At 29.5% G+C, this 17,592-nt stretch carries 14 protein-coding genes and 1 tRNA gene; 3 read left to right on the plus strand and 12 right to left on the minus strand.

From position 1 onward, the window contains the following. The first annotated feature begins 85 nt into the window (after positions 1–85). On the plus strand, positions 86–3,838 hold the full coding sequence (locus CAMP5082_RS05885; protein WP_337206184.1) for a class I SAM-dependent DNA methyltransferase: 3,753 nt from the start codon (positions 86–88) through the stop codon (positions 3,836–3,838). 1 nt (position 3,839) lies between these two features. Next, the gene (locus tag CAMP5082_RS05890; RefSeq protein ID WP_337206185.1) at positions 3,840–5,384 is read left to right on the plus strand and encodes a DUF4435 domain-containing protein; all 1,545 of its coding nucleotides are present in this window, start codon (positions 3,840–3,842) and stop codon (positions 5,382–5,384) included. Positions 5,385–5,413: 29 nt separating this feature from the next. Here the strand turns inward: CAMP5082_RS05890 and CAMP5082_RS05895 are convergent, their stop codons facing one another. Together CAMP5082_RS05895 and CAMP5082_RS05900 are read right to left on the minus strand one after the other, a co-directional pair. Continuing rightward, positions 5,414–6,343, minus strand: a complete 930-nt coding sequence (locus tag CAMP5082_RS05895) for a ribose-phosphate pyrophosphokinase (protein WP_039619082.1) — start codon at positions 6,341–6,343, stop codon at positions 5,414–5,416. Positions 6,344–6,407: 64 nt separating this feature from the next. Beyond that, positions 6,408–6,812 (minus strand): acyl-CoA thioesterase, encoded by a 405-nt coding sequence (locus CAMP5082_RS05900; RefSeq protein ID WP_039619080.1) that lies wholly within the window; start codon positions 6,810–6,812, stop codon positions 6,408–6,410. Between the two features lie 64 nt (positions 6,813–6,876). On the opposite strand from CAMP5082_RS05900, the gene ciaB reads away from it, so the two are divergent. Next, a complete protein-coding gene (ciaB, locus tag CAMP5082_RS05905) occupies positions 6,877–8,712 on the plus strand; it encodes an invasion protein CiaB (protein ID WP_337206186.1) in 1,836 nt (611 codons plus the stop codon). Between the two features lie 18 nt (positions 8,713–8,730). On the opposite strand, the gene CAMP5082_RS05910 is transcribed toward ciaB, so the two are convergent. From CAMP5082_RS05910 to pglF, 10 genes are all read right to left on the minus strand, one after another. Then, positions 8,731–8,925 carry a hypothetical protein gene (locus CAMP5082_RS05910; RefSeq protein WP_257904784.1) on the minus strand — a complete coding sequence of 65 codons (195 nt, stop codon included), beginning with the start codon at positions 8,923–8,925 and terminating at the stop codon, positions 8,731–8,733. Continuing rightward, complete coding sequence (locus CAMP5082_RS05915; protein ID WP_337206187.1) at positions 8,918–10,387, minus strand: Y-family DNA polymerase; 1,470 nt, start codon at positions 10,385–10,387, stop codon at positions 8,918–8,920. Before CAMP5082_RS05915 ends, CAMP5082_RS05910 begins: the two co-directional genes overlap by 8 nt. Before the next feature lie 98 nt (positions 10,388–10,485). Continuing rightward, positions 10,486–10,575 (minus strand) — tRNA-Ser (locus tag CAMP5082_RS05920). Between the two features lie 49 nt (positions 10,576–10,624). Next, positions 10,625–11,179, minus strand: coding sequence for a PepSY-associated TM helix domain-containing protein (locus CAMP5082_RS05925; protein WP_263682382.1), 555 nt, complete (start codon positions 11,177–11,179; stop codon positions 10,625–10,627). Between the two features lie 62 nt (positions 11,180–11,241). Continuing rightward, positions 11,242–11,952 (minus strand): CDP-diacylglycerol--serine O-phosphatidyltransferase, encoded by a 711-nt coding sequence (pssA, locus tag CAMP5082_RS05930; protein ID WP_257399294.1) that lies wholly within the window; start codon positions 11,950–11,952, stop codon positions 11,242–11,244. After that, positions 11,949–12,566, minus strand: coding sequence for a phosphatidylserine decarboxylase (locus tag CAMP5082_RS05935; RefSeq protein ID WP_263702245.1), 618 nt, complete (start codon positions 12,564–12,566; stop codon positions 11,949–11,951). Before CAMP5082_RS05935 ends, pssA begins: the two co-directional genes overlap by 4 nt. Next, positions 12,566–14,488, minus strand: coding sequence for an ATP-dependent zinc metalloprotease FtsH (ftsH, locus tag CAMP5082_RS05940; RefSeq protein WP_263663426.1), 1,923 nt, complete (start codon positions 14,486–14,488; stop codon positions 12,566–12,568). The genes CAMP5082_RS05935 and ftsH overlap by 1 nt, the downstream gene beginning before the upstream one ends. Then, a complete protein-coding gene (locus CAMP5082_RS05945) occupies positions 14,488–15,324 on the minus strand; it encodes a 50S ribosomal protein L11 methyltransferase (RefSeq protein WP_337206188.1) in 837 nt (278 codons plus the stop codon). Before CAMP5082_RS05945 ends, ftsH begins: the two co-directional genes overlap by 1 nt. Before the next feature lie 12 nt (positions 15,325–15,336). Next, positions 15,337–15,714, minus strand: coding sequence for a chemotaxis response regulator CheY (locus tag CAMP5082_RS05950; protein WP_039619063.1), 378 nt, complete (start codon positions 15,712–15,714; stop codon positions 15,337–15,339). Positions 15,715–15,827: 113 nt separating this feature from the next. After that, positions 15,828–17,591: a UDP-N-acetylglucosamine 4,6-dehydratase (configuration-retaining) gene (gene pglF, locus CAMP5082_RS05955; RefSeq protein WP_263663429.1), complete on the minus strand. Its 1,764-nt coding sequence runs from the start codon at positions 17,589–17,591 to the stop codon at positions 15,828–15,830. Between the last annotated feature and the right edge of the window lies 1 nt (position 17,592).

Below are 17,592 nucleotides of genomic sequence, written 5' to 3' on the forward strand. Positions count from 1 at the left end.
AAATTCATTATAAAGCTTGATAGTATTTCTTAGCATTTTAAAAAGTTCTTTTTGTTATCATTTTAAAAAATACTAAGGTTGTTCTATGAATTTTTATGAAGAAATTAAAAAATATCTTGATAATAATCTTTTTACCAACTACGCTCTAGAGGTGGATTTTCCAAATATTTATAATTTTACTAAAAATGAAAACACATATAAAACAATCTTAGATAATATAATCTGTCTATACAACGCTACTCAAAGAAATTTTCAAAATTATAACGAACATCAATTTGAAGATGAATTTATATCAAAAGTGTTAGACATTTTAGGGTGGAAATTTATAAGACAAGATGAAAAAATCATACAAGGTAAATTAGAAAAACCTGACTTTTTACTTTTTAGTGATGAAAATATAAAAGCAAATTATGAAAATTTAGACAAAGAAACAAAAAAATCAAGCAATGAATTTACTATCATCATGGAGTCAAAAGCCTATGATGTGCAAATAGATAATAAAAAAGTAAAAGAAAATCCCCATTTTCAAATTTTAAGATATCTTAGTAATCTTAAGAAAAATTATGGCTTTTTAACCAATGGTAGATTTTGGCGTTTTTATGATAACTCTACACTTAGTGCAAACAAGGTATTTTATGAGATAAATTTAGAACAAATCATAAAAGATAAAAATTACCAAGCTTTTGCGTATTTTTATAGTATTTTTGCTTCAGCAAGTTATACAGAAGAAAAACACATAGAAAAATCTTTACAAGTTAATAAAGAATCAAAAATAAAAATAGAAGATGATCTAAAATCTATCATCTATGGAACTAATGGCAATGAATCTTTATTTGAATTTATAGGTTCTAAGATTTATAACAAAACCAAAGCTGATTTAAAGCTAATCTATGAAAATTCTTTATATTTTGTATTTAGGCTTTTATTTATTGCTTATTTTGAAGATAAATTCGAAAATATCTTAGAAAAGCATAAATACTTCAAAAGCAAAATTAGCATAAAAACTTTATTGCAAAATTTAAGTGATGATGAAAGCTCAAGTGCTGGCTTTGGTGATTTAGAAATGATATTTCAAATTTATAATAAAGGCAAAGGCAATTTTGACATGCCTGTTTTCAATGGTGGGTTGTTTGATGAGAGCAAAACTACTCTTTTAAGCACACCAAAGATTTTCAACGATAAAGACTTAAAGAAAATTTTAGAAAAATTATTATACTACAAAGATAAAAATTTAACTTTTAAAAGAGACTATAAAACCTTAAGCATAGAGCATTTAGGCACGATTTATGAAGGCTTGCTTTCTTACTTTTTTGAAGTAGCAAATGAAGATATTTACTATGTAAGCTATAAAGAAAAATCAAAAGAAATAGAGTGTTATTTTGATAATTATGATTTTAAAATTTTAGAAAAATCAAAAAAATTAGAGAAATACACTTTTTATGAAAAAGGACAAATTTATCTAAAAAATACTAGCAACTCAAGAAAAGCAAGTGCAAGCTTTTATACACCTCAATCCATAGCTAATTTTTTAATCCAAAGCGCTTTAAAAGACAAACTAAACAATGAAAACATTTTGAAATTTAAAATTCTAGACAATGCTTGCGGTAGTGGGCATTTTTTAGTTGGGGTTTTAAATGCTATCACGCATATTGTTTTATCAGATTTTGAACATTTTACAAATTTAAAACAACTCCACGAACAAGAAAAAGAAAATATCGCAAATCATATAAAAGATTTCACGCAAGATTATGAGTTAGATGAAAGTGATGTTTTAAAACGACTTTTGCTAAAACGCATTATTTATGGAGTGGATTTAAACCCATTTAGTATAGAGCTTACTAAGCTTAGTCTTTGGATAGATAGTTTTATCTTTGGAACTCCACTTTCTTTTATAGAACATCACGTAAAATGCGGCAATGCTTTGGTAGGCTCAAGTATAAGTGATTTTGAAAATTTAATAAAGCAAAATAAAGAAAATATTTTCACAAATTCCATTACTCAAGAATTTGAAATTTTACAAGAAGTATTTGAAAAGCTTGATAATCTACAAGATACCAACGAAGAACAAATCAAACAATCCAAACAAATCTATCAAAATGAAATCACACCAAAGCTTGATAAGTTAAATTTATATCTAGACTATATCAACTCACTTCATTTTGCTAACAAAGAGGAATTACAAATTCTAAAAGCCCTAAGTCAAGATGATATACAAAATTTAAGCCAAAATGAACAAGCAAAAGCTATCATTAGCAAATATCAAAAAGAATTTAACTTCTTTAATTATGAGTTGGAATTTCCTGAAATCATAGAAAATCAAGTCTTTAAAGGCTTTGATATCATCATAGGTAATCCACCTTGGGATAAAACTAAATTCAGCGATAGTGATTTCTTTCCACAATACAAAAGCGATTATAGAAGCTTAATCGCTAGCAAGAAAAAAGAAATTCAAGACAATTTGCTAGCGAAAGATTATATAAAGCAAAATTATGAAAAACAAAAAGCATATATAAATGATTTAAGCGAGTATTATAAAAAAGCTTATCCGCTAAATAAAGGCAGTGGAGATGGAAATTTATTTCGTCTTTTTGTAGAAAAAAATCTTTTTCTTTTAAAACAAGATGGAAATTTAGCTTATGTGCTTCCTAGTGCTTTGATGTTTGAAGATGGAAGCTTGACTTTAAGAAAAGAAATTTTAGAAAATAAAACTTTAGAGTGTTTTTATAGTTTTGAAAATAGACAAGCTATATTTGCTGATGTGGATTCAAGGTATAAATTTGCTCTTATGCTTATAAAAAACACACAAGCAAATCACACTCATAAAATCAAAACGATGTTTTATAAAACAGATATAAACTCACTAAAAAATAAAGATGAAATTTTAACTCTAAGCTTAAAAGATATCAAAAAGCTAAGCCCAACTCACCTAGCCTTAATGGAGTTAAAAGACAAACAAGCCTTAGAAATTCTAAGAAAATCTTATAAAGCTTTTCAAACCTTGTCTTTTGATTATATAGATTTTAGAAGAGAGCTTGATATGACAAATGATAAAGATTTGTTTATAGAAGAGTTTAGGGAAGGACTTTTACCTTTATATGAAGGTAAAATGATACATCAATTTAATGCCGAATTTAGCCAAGCTACTTATTTTTTAAAAAAGGCTCATTTTGACGAGCGTTTAAAAAGCAAAGAACTTTATAGAGCTAAAAAGGCCACCGGCAAAGAATTAAAGCCTGAGTTTATAAAATATGATAGAGAATTTTTTAGACTTGGATATAGAAAAATTGCAAGTGATACTAATGAAAGAACCTTGATAGCTTCTTTATTGCCAAAAAATTGTGGTGGAGCTGATAGTACTTATAGTAGCATTCCAAAACAATATATTTTAAAAGATGATAAAATTTGTATAGATATAATGCCTTATGAAAGAATTTTATTTATTTTGGCTTTGTTAAATTCTTTAGTGGTTGATTTTATCATAAGAAATATGGTGCAAATCAATGTAAGTAAATCTTACTTAGAAAGAATTCCTCTGCCTCAACCAAGTGATGATGAAATTCAAAACAATGAAATCTACAAAACCCTAGCTAAAAACGCCTTGCTTTTACAGCTTTATAATGATCAAAATCATCATTTTGATGAGCTAAAACAAGAATTTAATATACAAAATGATGAAATTCCAAAAACTAAAAAAGCTTATGATATAATAAGAGCAAAAAATGATTTATTAGTTAAAGAACTTTATGGTTTAAGTGATGATGAATTTTCTTACATGATAAGCACTTTTAAAGTCTTAAACGAAAAACAAAGTGAATATATAGCATTATTAAGGAATTAAGATGGAAGAATATATTTATTATTTACCTGATGAAAATGGAAACAAAAAAGAATTTAAAACAAATGCAAATTCTATCATAATCGTAGGTGCTAATGGCTCAGGCAAAAGTAGGCTTGGAGCTTGGATGGAAAATGAATATAGAAATTTATATAGAATTCCAGCTCAAAGAAACACGACTATATCAGATAGTATAATGAGATATAGTTATAAAGAAGCTAAGAATGATTTATTCTATGGAAATATTAACCCATATACTGATATATGGCAATTAAAATTTAATGGATTTGAAAATGCAACAACAATGCTTCATAGTGATTATGAAAAATTAATAGGTTATGTTTTGGCAAAAGAACATCAAGAGCTAAGAAAAGGAAATACTGAAAATAATATAATATGCAAAACTAAAAGTATTTGGAAAGAAATTTTTCCTCATAGAGAAATTGATCTTGATGGTGATAATGATGAATTTTTATGCATTATGAATGAGTATAAATATAAAGCAAGAAATATGAGTGATGGAGAAAGAGCTGTATTATACTTGATAATGTATGTTTTGTGTATCGAAGAAAAAATTATTTTAATCGATGAGCCAGAATTACACTTACATCCATCTTTAACTAATAGACTTTGGAGTGTTTTAGAAAAGCATAGGCAAGATTGTTTATTTGTATATATAACTCATGATTTAAATTTTGCTGCAAATCATATAGAAGCGGATAAATTTTGGATTAAATCCTACAATGGACAAAAATGGGAAATAGAAAAAATAGAAAAAAACGATATACCGCAAGAATTATTTTTAAAACTTTTAGGTGCTAGAAGAGATATTTTATTTGTAGAGGGAAAAAGTGAAAGTTTAGACACTAAAATTTATAGCATACTATATCCACAATATCAAATCATACCATGTAGTAGTTGCGAAAATGTTTTAAACTATACAAAAACTTTCAACGAACAAAATGCCTTGCATGGTTTTAATGCTTATGGGATTATAGATAGAGATTTTAGAACACAAGAGGAAATAGATAGTGCAAATAAAAATAAAGTGAAAGTTTTAGAAGTGGCTGAAGTTGAAAACTTATTTTTATTAGAATGCATTATTTTAGCTATTTTAGAACAATCAGACGCAAGAGAAAAATTTGAAGAAGTAAAAGATTATATCTTTAAAACAAAATTTAAAAATACTTTACAAAGACAAATTTTAAGAAAGCTAGAAAAAGAGATAAAGCATAAATTAGAAACCATAAATATAAATTTAGAAAAACTTGAGCAAATGCAAGAAAAGATTAGTTCTTTAGAGAAACTCATAGATTTTGAAAACTTACATAAAGATATTGAAAATAAATTTAATTCTGTGTATGAAAGTAAAGATTATGATGAATTATTAAAAATATTTAATCAAAAAGGAATTTTTGATGATGGTGTATTTTTAAGCAAAGTAGGCAAAACAAAAGATACTTATACAAAATCGGTTTTAAAATTATTAAGAGAAAATGAAGAGCTTAGAAAAGAAGTTTTAAAATACATTCCAAGCTTTATAGAATAATTCTTTGCGAGGATAGCCTTGCAAAGAATTTATACAAATAAAGAATTCACGCTTTCATTGTGATAAACTCTGCGTATTACCTCACCAAAAATAGGCGCTACGCTTAGGACTTTGATTTTATCCATTTGTTGTTTTAAAGGTATAGTGTCAGTTACTACTAGCTCATCTAATGCATCTTTGGCTATTCTTTCATAAGCTACGCCACTAAGCACAGGGTGAGTACAGCAAGCTATAACTGATTTTGCGCCTTTGCTTTTAAATACTTCAGCAGCTTTTACTATGGTTCCTGCTGTATCGATGATATCATCTACTAAAATCACTTCTTTATCTTTTACATCGCCGATGACATTCATCACTTCGCTTTCATTAGCTTTTTCGCGTCTTTTATCTACTATAACGATATCAAGTCCCAAAGCTTTTGCTACGCTTCTAGCTCTTGCTATACCACCTATATCAGGACTTGCGATGATAGGGTTTTTGTAGTTTTTATTTTTAATATAATCATTAAAAATAATACTTCCATAAAGATTATCCACAGGTATATCAAAAAAGCCTTGAATTTGTCCAGCATGTAAATCTATGGTAGCTACTCTATCTACTCCTGCTGATTCTATAAGATTTGCTACTAATTTTGCAGTAATAGGCACCCTAGGGCTTGCTTTTCTATCTTGTCTAGCATAACCAAAATAAGGGATGATAGCTGTGATAGAGCTTGCACTTGAGCGGCGCAGAGCATCTGTCATGATTAAAAGTTCCATTAAATTATCATTTGTTGGAGCACAAGTGCTTTGAATGATAAACACATCTTTACCACGTACGCTTTCATCTATTTGAATGCTAATTTCACCATCGCTAAAACGCTTCACACCTGCATTGCTTAGAGGTAATGAAAGGTATTTTGAGATCTTTTTAGCAAATTCCTCATTTGCTGAACCAGAAAATATTTTATATCCACGCATATATAAGCCTTAGAAAGTTTTTTGTGATGATATAAAAAGTTTTTTAAAAATACAATAAAACATATTAAAAGCCGTGTAATCTTTTTAAATCAGCATCAATAGGAAATTTATTTCCATCTTTATCTACGCTCACATAAGTTACTACAGCTGAAGTTACATGCATACAATACACACGGCCATATTCATTAGCTCTTTGAGTAACTACTTCTACTTCTACGGTGATAGAAGTATTACCTGCTTTGATGATTTTTGCATAGCATGAGACTAAATCACCTACGAAAATTGGCTCTTTAAAAATGATCTTATCTACCGCAACCGTGACAACTCTTTGTGGGGAAAGTTCTCTTGCGGCAATAGCTCCGGCTAGATCAATTTGCGACATGATCCAACCACCAAAGATATTACCAGCGGGGTTTGTATTGCTTGGCATAGCTATAACTCTTAGCTTAGGTTCTCCCATATCTTTCATACATTCTCCTTGTGTTTTAAAAAAAACATTATAATTAAGTTTTAAAAATAAAGAAAGGTAAAAAATGAATGATTTTAAGCAAATAGCAAAAATTGTGAAAAATAGGAAACAAAATATCAATAGTCTTTATAATATACTTCAAACTAATCAAAGTCATCCTTTGATAGATAGAGCTTTAGAACTAGCTAATTTTGAAAACGAAAAAAGCAATGTTTTGGCAATGTTGCGTCGTTTGGTGGATTTAAAAGAGGAAAATTTAGTCCAAGAACTTGAGAAAAAAGGTTTAAATGAAGAAGAAATTTCTCAAATAAAATATAAAGTTTTTTCTTTAGTAAGAGCCTTTTATGAAGTTGAGCACCAAGATTTAATCGATGAGATTAAAAGTAAAAATTTGCTTGATGAGTTTTATTTGGCTTTAATTCAAGGTGTGCATAATATAGGTGTAGTTATGAATTCTTTTGAGCTTGTTTGGAGTAAGCAAATTTTAGATACAAATAATAAAATCTTAAAAGAACAATTTCCAAATTTAAGCGATGCTTTGGAGTTTTTAAAGCAAAATGAGCTTTATCAGCTTAATCAAGATGGTGAAATTTGTGAAAGAAGCTATGGAGCTTTAGTTAAAATAGGAACACTTTGGAGATTTTTACCTTATGCAAAAGCTTTCGAAAATGAAGTTTTAAAGCTTGAATATGAATTTGATAAACTTTTAGAAAAACTAAGAAATTGTGCGTTAGATGATGAAAAAAATGCTTATATTGATTATATAGAAAAATTAAAATTTGCATTTTGTGAAAAAGATAATAATGAAGTGGTTAAAAAATGGCAAGAAGCAGAGCTTGCGTGGATGGAAGTAAAATGTCCATTACAAATTGGTCATCCTTTAGAATACTATGAAGACTCTTATACGCATGCAGTAGCACTTGAGTGGGATATACGCTTAGAAGATGTGAGTGATTTTAATGGGAGTGAGTTTAAAGATAAAATCAAAGAAAGTTTTGCAATGGTGTATGCAAATTTAGATGAAGAAGATGAAGCTTTGTTTGATGAGGTAAATTTTAATCTTGAAAAAACTCAGCTTTATATTTGTATGCCTATGATTTTTTATGGAGCAGAGCTTAAGGGGCTTTTTTCTGCTCAAGTAGTGCCAAATGATGAATATGTAAGCAATATAGCAGGCAAAAAGATCTTTGCTTTTTTAAATTATGTTTATGAAAATGCTAAAACCAAACCTTTTATGAAGCTTTCTTCTATGGTATTTGAAAAAGAATTTTTAGATTATGGTAGAGAAATTTTATTTTACAATGAAAAATTATGGAAAAGAATTTATGAAGTTTCTACCATAGGTCATGAGTTTGGACATATTTTCTTTGTGGCAAATGATAGTGAAAAGAAAATGAATGAAAGTGGTGTGTTTAAAAATATAGAAGAGTTTAAAGCTACTGCAGGCGGGCTTGTGAATTTCTTTTTACATGAAGAAGATGATTTAAAGCTTCCTGTGTTTTATGAGCTTATTAAAAGGGCTATAGGATTGATCGCTTGGCAAAGAGTAGAGGAGGTTAAGCCTTATTATACAGAAGGTTTGATTCATTTATCATTGTTGTTTAAATCAGGGGTGTTATCTTTTGCAAATGAGAAATTAAACATTAAATTTGATGAGGAGGCTTATGAAGCCTTTAAGGCTGTGTTTATGCAAAATTACTATAAATTAGCAAGACATTATATGCTAAAAGAAGATGCTAAAAATTATTTAGATGAGTTTTGTGTTTTAGAAGATGAGGTGTTTTTACCACTTGATGAAGAATGCAAGGAATTTGTAAAATACTACTATGAATTACACAAACTTTATGGTAATGAAATTGACGAAAGTGGAGAGTTTGAAAAATACTCTAATGTAAAATAAAATTTTATCAAGAAGACCTTAGCTTTCTTCTTGATATTTGCTATTTTCTAATGCTTTTTCCATATCTTTTTGTGTTTTTAAAATCGCTTTGCTAAAACCATTTAGCACTGAAAATGGGGCAAATTGCGCCGCTCTTTTTTCTCTTGGCATTGGTGGGAATTGTTTTGATTTTTGATATTTTATATTTATTATATCTTTATAATCATCATGCATTATGACCTCCTATTAAAGAAGTAATTTCTTTAGTCTCATCATCCAAGCTTGAAGCTTTTAAAATAGCTTTTTTACCAAATTTTTGCATGATTTGAAGTCTTGCTTTTTGGAGCTTTTCTTCTTTTTCAAGTTGATTTTTTTCTTGTAAAATTGCATTAAAATCACTAAATAAATTTAATTCTTGGAAATTTTCTTGTGCTTTATCTGTGATATTATTTAAACTTAGGTTGATTTTTCTAATGCTTAAGTTTTTATCGCTGATTTTGCAAAAAAGTTCTAAGGCTTTTTTATTGATGATTTTTAAAGAATGGGTAAAATTTTCTAAATTCATACTTCCGTGAGCATTTTTAGGTATAGTTCTTCCATAATTATCTTTAGTAATAGCTCCTTTGTAAGAATCAAAAAAACTTGAATTTTCTAAATTGCTTTTATCATATTGTATATCTAGCGTGATATGGTTTGTTTTAAGGTTATTTTGTATAAGTTCAAGTACTAAATGATCAACAAGTTCTTTTAAAACTTTTATTGTTTGATTATTATCATATGCAAAAGGCAAAACCTTAGCCATGACTTTAGAGTGATTTTGCGATTTGTAGTTTTTAATATCTTTCATCGTGCAAGTTTCAATACCCCATGCATGATCGATTAATAATTCAGCATTGATACCAAAGTGTTTATAAAGCAAAGCTTCGTGTTTTAAAGAAAATCTTGCAAGATCTCCCATAGTATGAATGTTTAAATTTGCAAGTTTTAAGACAATGCCTTTACCTATACGCCAAAAATCTTTTAAAGGTTTATGTTGCCATAATTTATATCTGTATAATTTTTCATCTAAAAAGGCTATAAGCAAGCCATTTTCATCTACTTTTTGTCTTTTAGCAAGTATATCCATAGCAATTTTAGCTAAGTATAAATTTGTACCTATGCCTGCTGTTGCGGTGATTTTACTTGTGTGTGAAATATCAAGTAAAACCTTAGTAAGTAGCTCATAAGCTGATAGTTTGTATTTTTCAAGATAAGAACTAAGATCAATAAAAACTTCATCAATAGAGTATATATGAATATCTTTAGCATCAAAATACTTCAAATAAATGCTGTATATTTTTGTGCTAAATTCTATATAAGTAGCCATTCTGGGCTTGGCGATGATGTAATCTAGTTCTAAATTTAAATCATTTTTAAGTTCTAATGTATCAAAACTTTTAGCTTTAAAGCAGTGTTTTTGAGTTTGTTTTAATCTTTCTTGGTTGATTGAGTGGATTTTTTGTTTAAACTCAAAAAGCCTTAATCTACCAGGTATATTGTAAGTTTTTAGTGCAGGTGAAACTGCTAGTATGATGGTTTTATCTGTTCTTGATTTATCTGCTACAATGAGATTAGTTGTTAAAGGATCTAGATTTCTTAAAACACATTCAGCTGAAGCGTAAAAAGATTTCAAATCAATAGAAGCATAAATTTGCATAGTATGTGAAGCTTGCCTTTAGATTTATTAAGTTTGATAGTATTAATTATAGCAATAAAAACTATTAAAATAGATGAAAGGAAATGGATTTTATAAGGTGGCGGACAGAGAGGGATTTGAACCCTCGAGACCCGTTAAGATCTGCACCCTTAGCAGGGGTGTGGTTTCAGCCACTCACCCATCTGTCCGTATTAAAAGGGAAAGTATATCTTATTGATTATAAGATATACCTTAAATTTATACACTAAGATAAGCTATAATTAAAGTTATAACAAAACCGGCACCTAAAACTGCGATTTGTTTGCCTCTATCTTTGCGTATAGCTATGATAGTGATTAAAAGTCCTGAAATATAAAGGATTATCATAGCAAGTGCAAAAGCTAGCCCAAGAACAGAAAAATACCACATACCTTTATCTTTGTGAAGTAAAATCATATTTCCAAGTAAACTTCTTTCTTTTGTGATAATTTCATAATTATTTTCATCTATTTTGACAATACTTGCAGTATAGTTTATAGTGCCAAGCTCTATGCCATCGCCTTTTTTGTTAAGTTTTGGTTCCAAAGATGAAGGAAGTTTTAAGTTATTTTTCTTTAAAAAATCAATTAAAAATTCAGCTTCAGCGCCTTCTTGGATAATAGCTTGAACTTTTTGAGTTTGAATTTTAGCTCCACTTTCCCCATCAAAACCAGCTATATAAGCAAAACCAGTAACAGCATATAAAAATGCTAGTGGTAAGAAAAATAAGCTAATGTAAATGTGAATTTGTCTGAATAATTTGTTTTTATTCATTTTTACTCCTTTTTGAAAATAACGAGAAGTATATTATTAAAAAGTGAAGTGAAAATAAAATTTTAATCTTTTTTAAATTTACGAGCTAGAGTAAAAAAGCTTCGAATGATTCCATAAAGTACATATAAGCTTGCGACGATTAACGCACTTTCTAAAAAATACAAATAAAGCATGGAAAATAAGATTACTAAAAGGATTAATACTTTTAAAACATTTGCTCGTTTTAAATCAATTTTTTTAAAACTTGGATATCTTATATTGCTTACCATTAAAAAAGCTAAAAGCATTTGAATACATACTATCATCAAAGAAAAATCACGTAAAAAATCATAATATAAATAAGCACTTACCCATAAAGCACTTACAACTGCAGCTGTTGGTATAGGAAGTCCTATAAAAACTGAAGGTTCATAAGTACCTGTGGTGACATTAAATCTTGCTAAGCGTATAGCGCCAAAAACTACAAATAAACCAGCTATTAAGGAGCCAAAACGATCATATTCATAACCTATACTCATATAAAAAAGCATAGCAGGTGCAACGCCAAAGGCTATTAAATCTGCTAGTGAGTCAAACTCAACTCCAAATTTAGAAGTAGAATTAGTAGCTCTTGCAACGCGTCCATCTAAACCATCACAAATTAATGATAAAATGATATAAATTAATGCTTTATCAAAATTTTGATTAATAGAAGCAATCACTGAAATAATGCCTAAAAATATGGAAGCAGCTGTAAAAAGATTAGGTAAAATATAAATTAGTTTAAAATTCATGGATTTAAATACCCTATCAATGCACCAATGCGTACTTTATCGTTTTCATTTACGCAAATTCTAGTATCTTTTGGAAGCAATAAACTCACACTGCCATCAAACATAAAACCTATATTTTGTCCATGGTTTAAATGATGACCAAAATCATCAATATGAACTTTTCTATTTAAGGCGCCAAAAATGATGCGTAATGCCCATTGTTTGCCTTTAGAGCGTGCTAAAAATAGCATTCTTTCGCCCATTAAATTTGTATTTTTCATAAATGGACATAAAAAAAGTCCGTGTCTTGGTCTAGTTTCTTCTATATCCATATTAAGTGGAGCTATGATGCTGCCTTGATGGATGATATTGTTTATAATTTGCACTTCTATGCATTCGCCAAGCTCTTTATATGAGCTTGTTTTAATGCATTTTATTTTTCCTTCTATGGGAGCTATGATAGTATTTGGATCTGCTATATAATCGATTTTACTAGCTCTAAAAAGGCAAGCAAAAAGTATAAAAATACACCATAAAAGCCAAGAAAATCCCCATATAAATTGAGCTATTGCAAAAACTATAGCTAGAATTATAAGTAAATTCCAGCCAGCCTTTGCAATAAAATTTGTTTTCATTAGTTATCCTTAGTAACTTCTTGCTCTTTTTCTTCTAAGCGCGTTGGAAGATTGTTTTCTTCTTCATAGTTTTTAATAATCTCTCTTACTTTAGCACCATCAATAGTTTCTTCTTCATAAAGTGCTTGTACCATTACTTCTATAGCACCGCTATAAGTTTTTAAAATTTCTTTTACACCCGCATAGCGTTCATCTAAGGTTTTCTTCACATACTCATCTAAATCTTGAGCCATTTTATCAGAATAATCTTTGATAGTTTGTCCACCACTTAAGAAAGTATTTCTTTGTTTTTCAAGCACCATTAAACCTGCGATTTCACTCATACCATACATAGAAATCATAGCTTTTATGATGTCAGTTGCACGTTCAAGGTCATTGCTTGCACCAGTTGAAATTTCTTTAATGAAAATTTCTTCAGCTGCACGCCCACCTAAAAGCACATCAACTTCAGCTAAAAGTTCATGTTTTTGCATTAAAAATTTATTTTCTTCAGGGGTGTTAAGCGTATATCCTAAAGCTGCTAAACCACGCGGTATAACAGAAACTTTACTTACTTTTTTAGCACCTTTTGTGGTTTCAGCGATTAAAGCATGGCCACATTCATGATAAGTTACGATTTTTTTCTCTTTATCATTAATTCTACGTGATTTTTTCTCAAGTCCTGCTATAGCTCTTTCTACTGCTTCAACTAAGTCTTTTTGTTCTACATGTTTTTTAGAATCCCTACCTGCAAGTAAAGCTGCTTCGTTAATGATATTTGCTAAATCAGCACCCGCAAGACCTGCTGTTAATCTTGCGATATCTTCTACTTTTACTTCAGGTGAAATTTTAACATCTTTCATATGAACTTTTAAAATATCACATCTGCCTTTAAAATCAGGCTTATCTACTAAAACTTGTCTATCAAAACGTCCTGGTCTAAGTAACGCTGCATCAAGTACTTCAGGACGGTTTGTCGCTGCTAGTACGATTACCGGTGAGCTTTCAGTACCAAAGCCATCCATTTCTGCTAGAAGTTGATTTAAAGTTTGCTCTCTTTCATCGTTTCCACCCATCATGCCACTTGCAGCACGTGATTTACCTATAGCATCAATTTCATCTATAAATACAATAGCTGGAGCTTCTTTTTTAGCATTTTCAAATAAATCTCTAACCCTACTAGCACCAACACCCACAAACATTTCTATAAAAGATGAACCTGATACGCTAAAAAATGGCACATCAGCTTCGCCTGCTACTGCTTTTGCAAGTAAAGTTTTACCTGTACCTGGAGGACCTACAAGCAAAAGTCCTTTTGGAATTTTTGCTCCAAGATTGATATATCTTTCAGGATATTTTAGAAAATCAACTATTTCTTTAACTTCTTCTTTTGCTTCCTCAACACCTGCGACATCATTGAATTTAACTTTTGGTTTTTCTGAATTTACAAGCTTTTTAGAGCTTCCTATACCAAGTATAGATCCGCCCATATTTTTTTGCATACGAGAAGCTAAAAACATCCATATACCAAAGAAAATAAATACCGGTAAAACCCAAGAAAGTAAGATATCTATAAACCAATTACTCTCGTTAAAAGCTCCATAAGAAACGCCTTTTGAATCAAGCAAAGGCACAAAAGTAGCATCATTTGGAACTTTTTTAGTAATATATACCATATTTCCTGCTTTAGACACTGCTTTTATGGTAGTTTGACCTATGTTAACTTGGGCAATTTGATTGTTTTCAATTAAAGTTTTTAATTCAGAATAAGTAACTTTTTTAGTATTTTCTCCGCCCATAATACCCATGCTACCATCATCTGAAAATCCTTTAAATAAAAGAATCATCACAATGGCAAAAATAGCGAAAATAAAAATAGGGTTTTTATTGAAAAAGCTATTATTGTTTGGATTATCTTTTGGTTCGTTTGGTTTTTTATTCATTATTTTGTTTCCTTTTTGTAAGCTAAACTCAACCACTCTCCTTTGTGTTTACATTCTAACAAAGTCAAATCTTTGAATTTATCTTTAATTCTTTCTTCATATTTGTTTAAAATACCAGATAAGATTAAAATTCCACCTTCTTTGGTTTTTTCTTTAAGATCTTTTTCTAGTATGATTAAAATATCAGCAATGATATTTGCTACAACTATATCATATTTATGTAAGCTTTTATTAATAGAACCTACCCAAATATCATCAAAGCTGACTCGATTTAATTTTGCATTTTCTTTGCTTGCAACTACAGCTAGCTCGTCTGTATCACAAGCTTGCACTTTAGCTCCAAGCTTTGCCATGATGATACTTAAAATCCCACTTCCACAGCCTACATCTAAGCAAAATTTAGAATCATCTGTGTATTTTTGTAAAAATTCTATACAAGTGTAAGTGCTTTCATGATGTCCTGAGCCAAAAGCTAGGGCAGGGTCTATAATGATATTGATTTTATCTTGTATAGCTTCTTGCCAAGTCGTGTGAATGTGGATATTGTCAATGGTTAAAGCTTGTATGCCTTTTTTATACTCTTCTATCCAGTTTTTATTTTCTTTTTTTTCTAAAGTAGAATGAAAATAAATCTTAGTGTTAAATTTTTCACATAATTTTTGATGAAAGCTTTGCAAGGCTATTTGAATGAGTTTTATATCTTCTTCTGATCGTATATAAACGCCATCATTCTTTTCTTCTATGGCATCTATATCTAGAGAAAAAACAAGATCAAGGAATAAATCTAAATATTCCTTATCTGTTTGAAAAAAAAGTTCGTAATAATGTGTTTGCATAAAAACTTATAATCAGCCTTCGTTTGTTCCTAAAACATCTTCAAGTTTTTCTTTTAATACTTGAGGTGTAAAAGGTTTTACAATATAGTTATTTACACCTGCTTTTAAAGCTGTGATAACTTCTGCCTTACCACCTTCTGTAGTTACCATGATAATAGGCATATCAGCATATTTTTCTTCCGCTCTTACTTTTTTTACTAATTCTAAGCCGTTCATTTCAGGCATATTCCAGTCAGTAATTAAAATTTTTATGTCATCATTTTGTGAAAGCAAATCCCAAGCTTCAACTCCATGTTCAGCTTCTAAAACATCTTTGTGGCCTAATCTTACAAGAGTGTTTTTGATTATTCTTCTCATGGTAGAACTATCATCAACTACTAATAACTTCACTTTTTTTCCTTTGTCTTGATGTAATTACATAAAAGTGTAATTGTATCGTTTTTATTTTTATTAATCAATTAAAAGTTTATATTATACCATTTAAAAATAAAATTAGAATTTAATTACTCTCCGTTTTTGTTATGATTAAACTCAGGCACAATTTCCTTTAAAACTTTTGCAGGATCTGTGCTTTGGAGTAATCTTTCTATTTCTTGATTTAAAATTTTTAAATCTTTAATTTCACTAGTGGTAACAAATATACTTTCATATTGAGTTTTCAAATCATCTTCATGGATTAAAAGCTCTTCGTAAAGTTTTTCACCTTTTCTAAGTCCAGTGATTTTAATTTCTAACTTTTTATTAGAAAGTAAAAGCATTTTTTTAGCTAAATCCATGATTTTAACAGGCTCACCCATATCAAGTACAAATAACTCCCCACCTTTGGCAATAGCTGCAGCTTGTAAAACAAGCTGCACAGCCTCATCTACTAGCATAAAATAACGCACTATATCAGGATGAGTAAGAGTAAGTGGTTCATTAGCTGCAATTTGAGCTTTAAATTTAGGTATGACACTTCCACTTGAGCCTAAAACATTACCAAAACGCACACAAGCTACTTCAAAATTTTCACAACTTGAACTTAGCGCATAAAGCTCACAAATTCTTTTTGTACAACCCATGATATTAGTTGGTCTTACAGCTTTATCAGTGCTTATCATAACAAATTTAGCAACCTTGTAAGTTTTTGCAAGATCGATTAAATTTTTAGTACCTATGATATTATTTAAAATAGCTGAATGTGGATTTTGCTCACACAAAGGCACGTGTTTATAGGCTGCTGCATGTAAAATCAAATCTATATTTTTTTCTTGTAAAAGTTTTTCTAACGCTTCTTTGTCTAATATACTCATCATAATAGGTTCAATTTTTTCTTTATGCAAGCTTAATTCTTCATTGATTTTATATAAATTATACTCGCTATGATCAAGCATGATTAAGTGTTTTGCGCCAAATTTAATGCATTGTTTACAAAGCTCGCTTCCTATAGTCCCACCAGCCCCACTAACTAAAACTACCTTATCTTTGATAAAATCAATCACGCAAGCATTATCCAAATCTTTTGGTTTACGCGCTAATAAATCTTCGATGCTTATATCTCTTGCTTCATTTTGTGTAAAAGAAAAAAGTTTTATATCATTAATCCCATAAGCAATAAGCTCATCAAAAAGCTTTTTGAGTTCTTCTTGCTCAAGTTTTAAAGCAATGATAGCAGTATGAATACCTTCAGCGGTATATTTTCTAATGGCTTCTTTTTCTTCAACTATAAATTTATCACAATAAGTACCTATTAAATTTTTACGCTCATCTACCACGGCTACAGGAAAAAGTCCTAAGCTCCCTTCTTTGGCTCCTTTTAATAAATGCAAAGCCTTTGAAGTGGCACCAACTACTATACAAGGATGTTCTTCGTTGTATTTTGGTTTTCTAAAATCAACTATCATTCTTTTGCTTATACGCAAACTTCCAATTAGCATACAAGATAAAACAAAGTCTATTCCTATAACGCTTCTTGGAAAAGGATTAAAAAAATCATCATAAAAATAATAAATTGCTAAAAATACAAGTTCAGCCAAAGCTAAAGCGATGACTAATTTACGTGCCTCATTAAGTGAGAAAAATCTCCAAGCAACTTGATAAATTCTAAAAAAAGCTAGAAAAATGATTTTAAGTAAAATCAAAATCACAGCACTTTTAAACATACCTTCATAAAATTCACTTGGAATGTCTGCACTAAAGCGTAAAGAAAAAGACAAATAAATACTTATAACAAAAAGTAAAATATCAGCGCCTAGGAAAAAACCTAAGCGTTTGCTTTTGTAATCCATC

This window comes from Campylobacter sp. LMG 17559 (genome assembly GCF_024723605.1).
GTDB lineage: Bacteria > Campylobacterota > Campylobacteria > Campylobacterales > Campylobacteraceae > Campylobacter_D.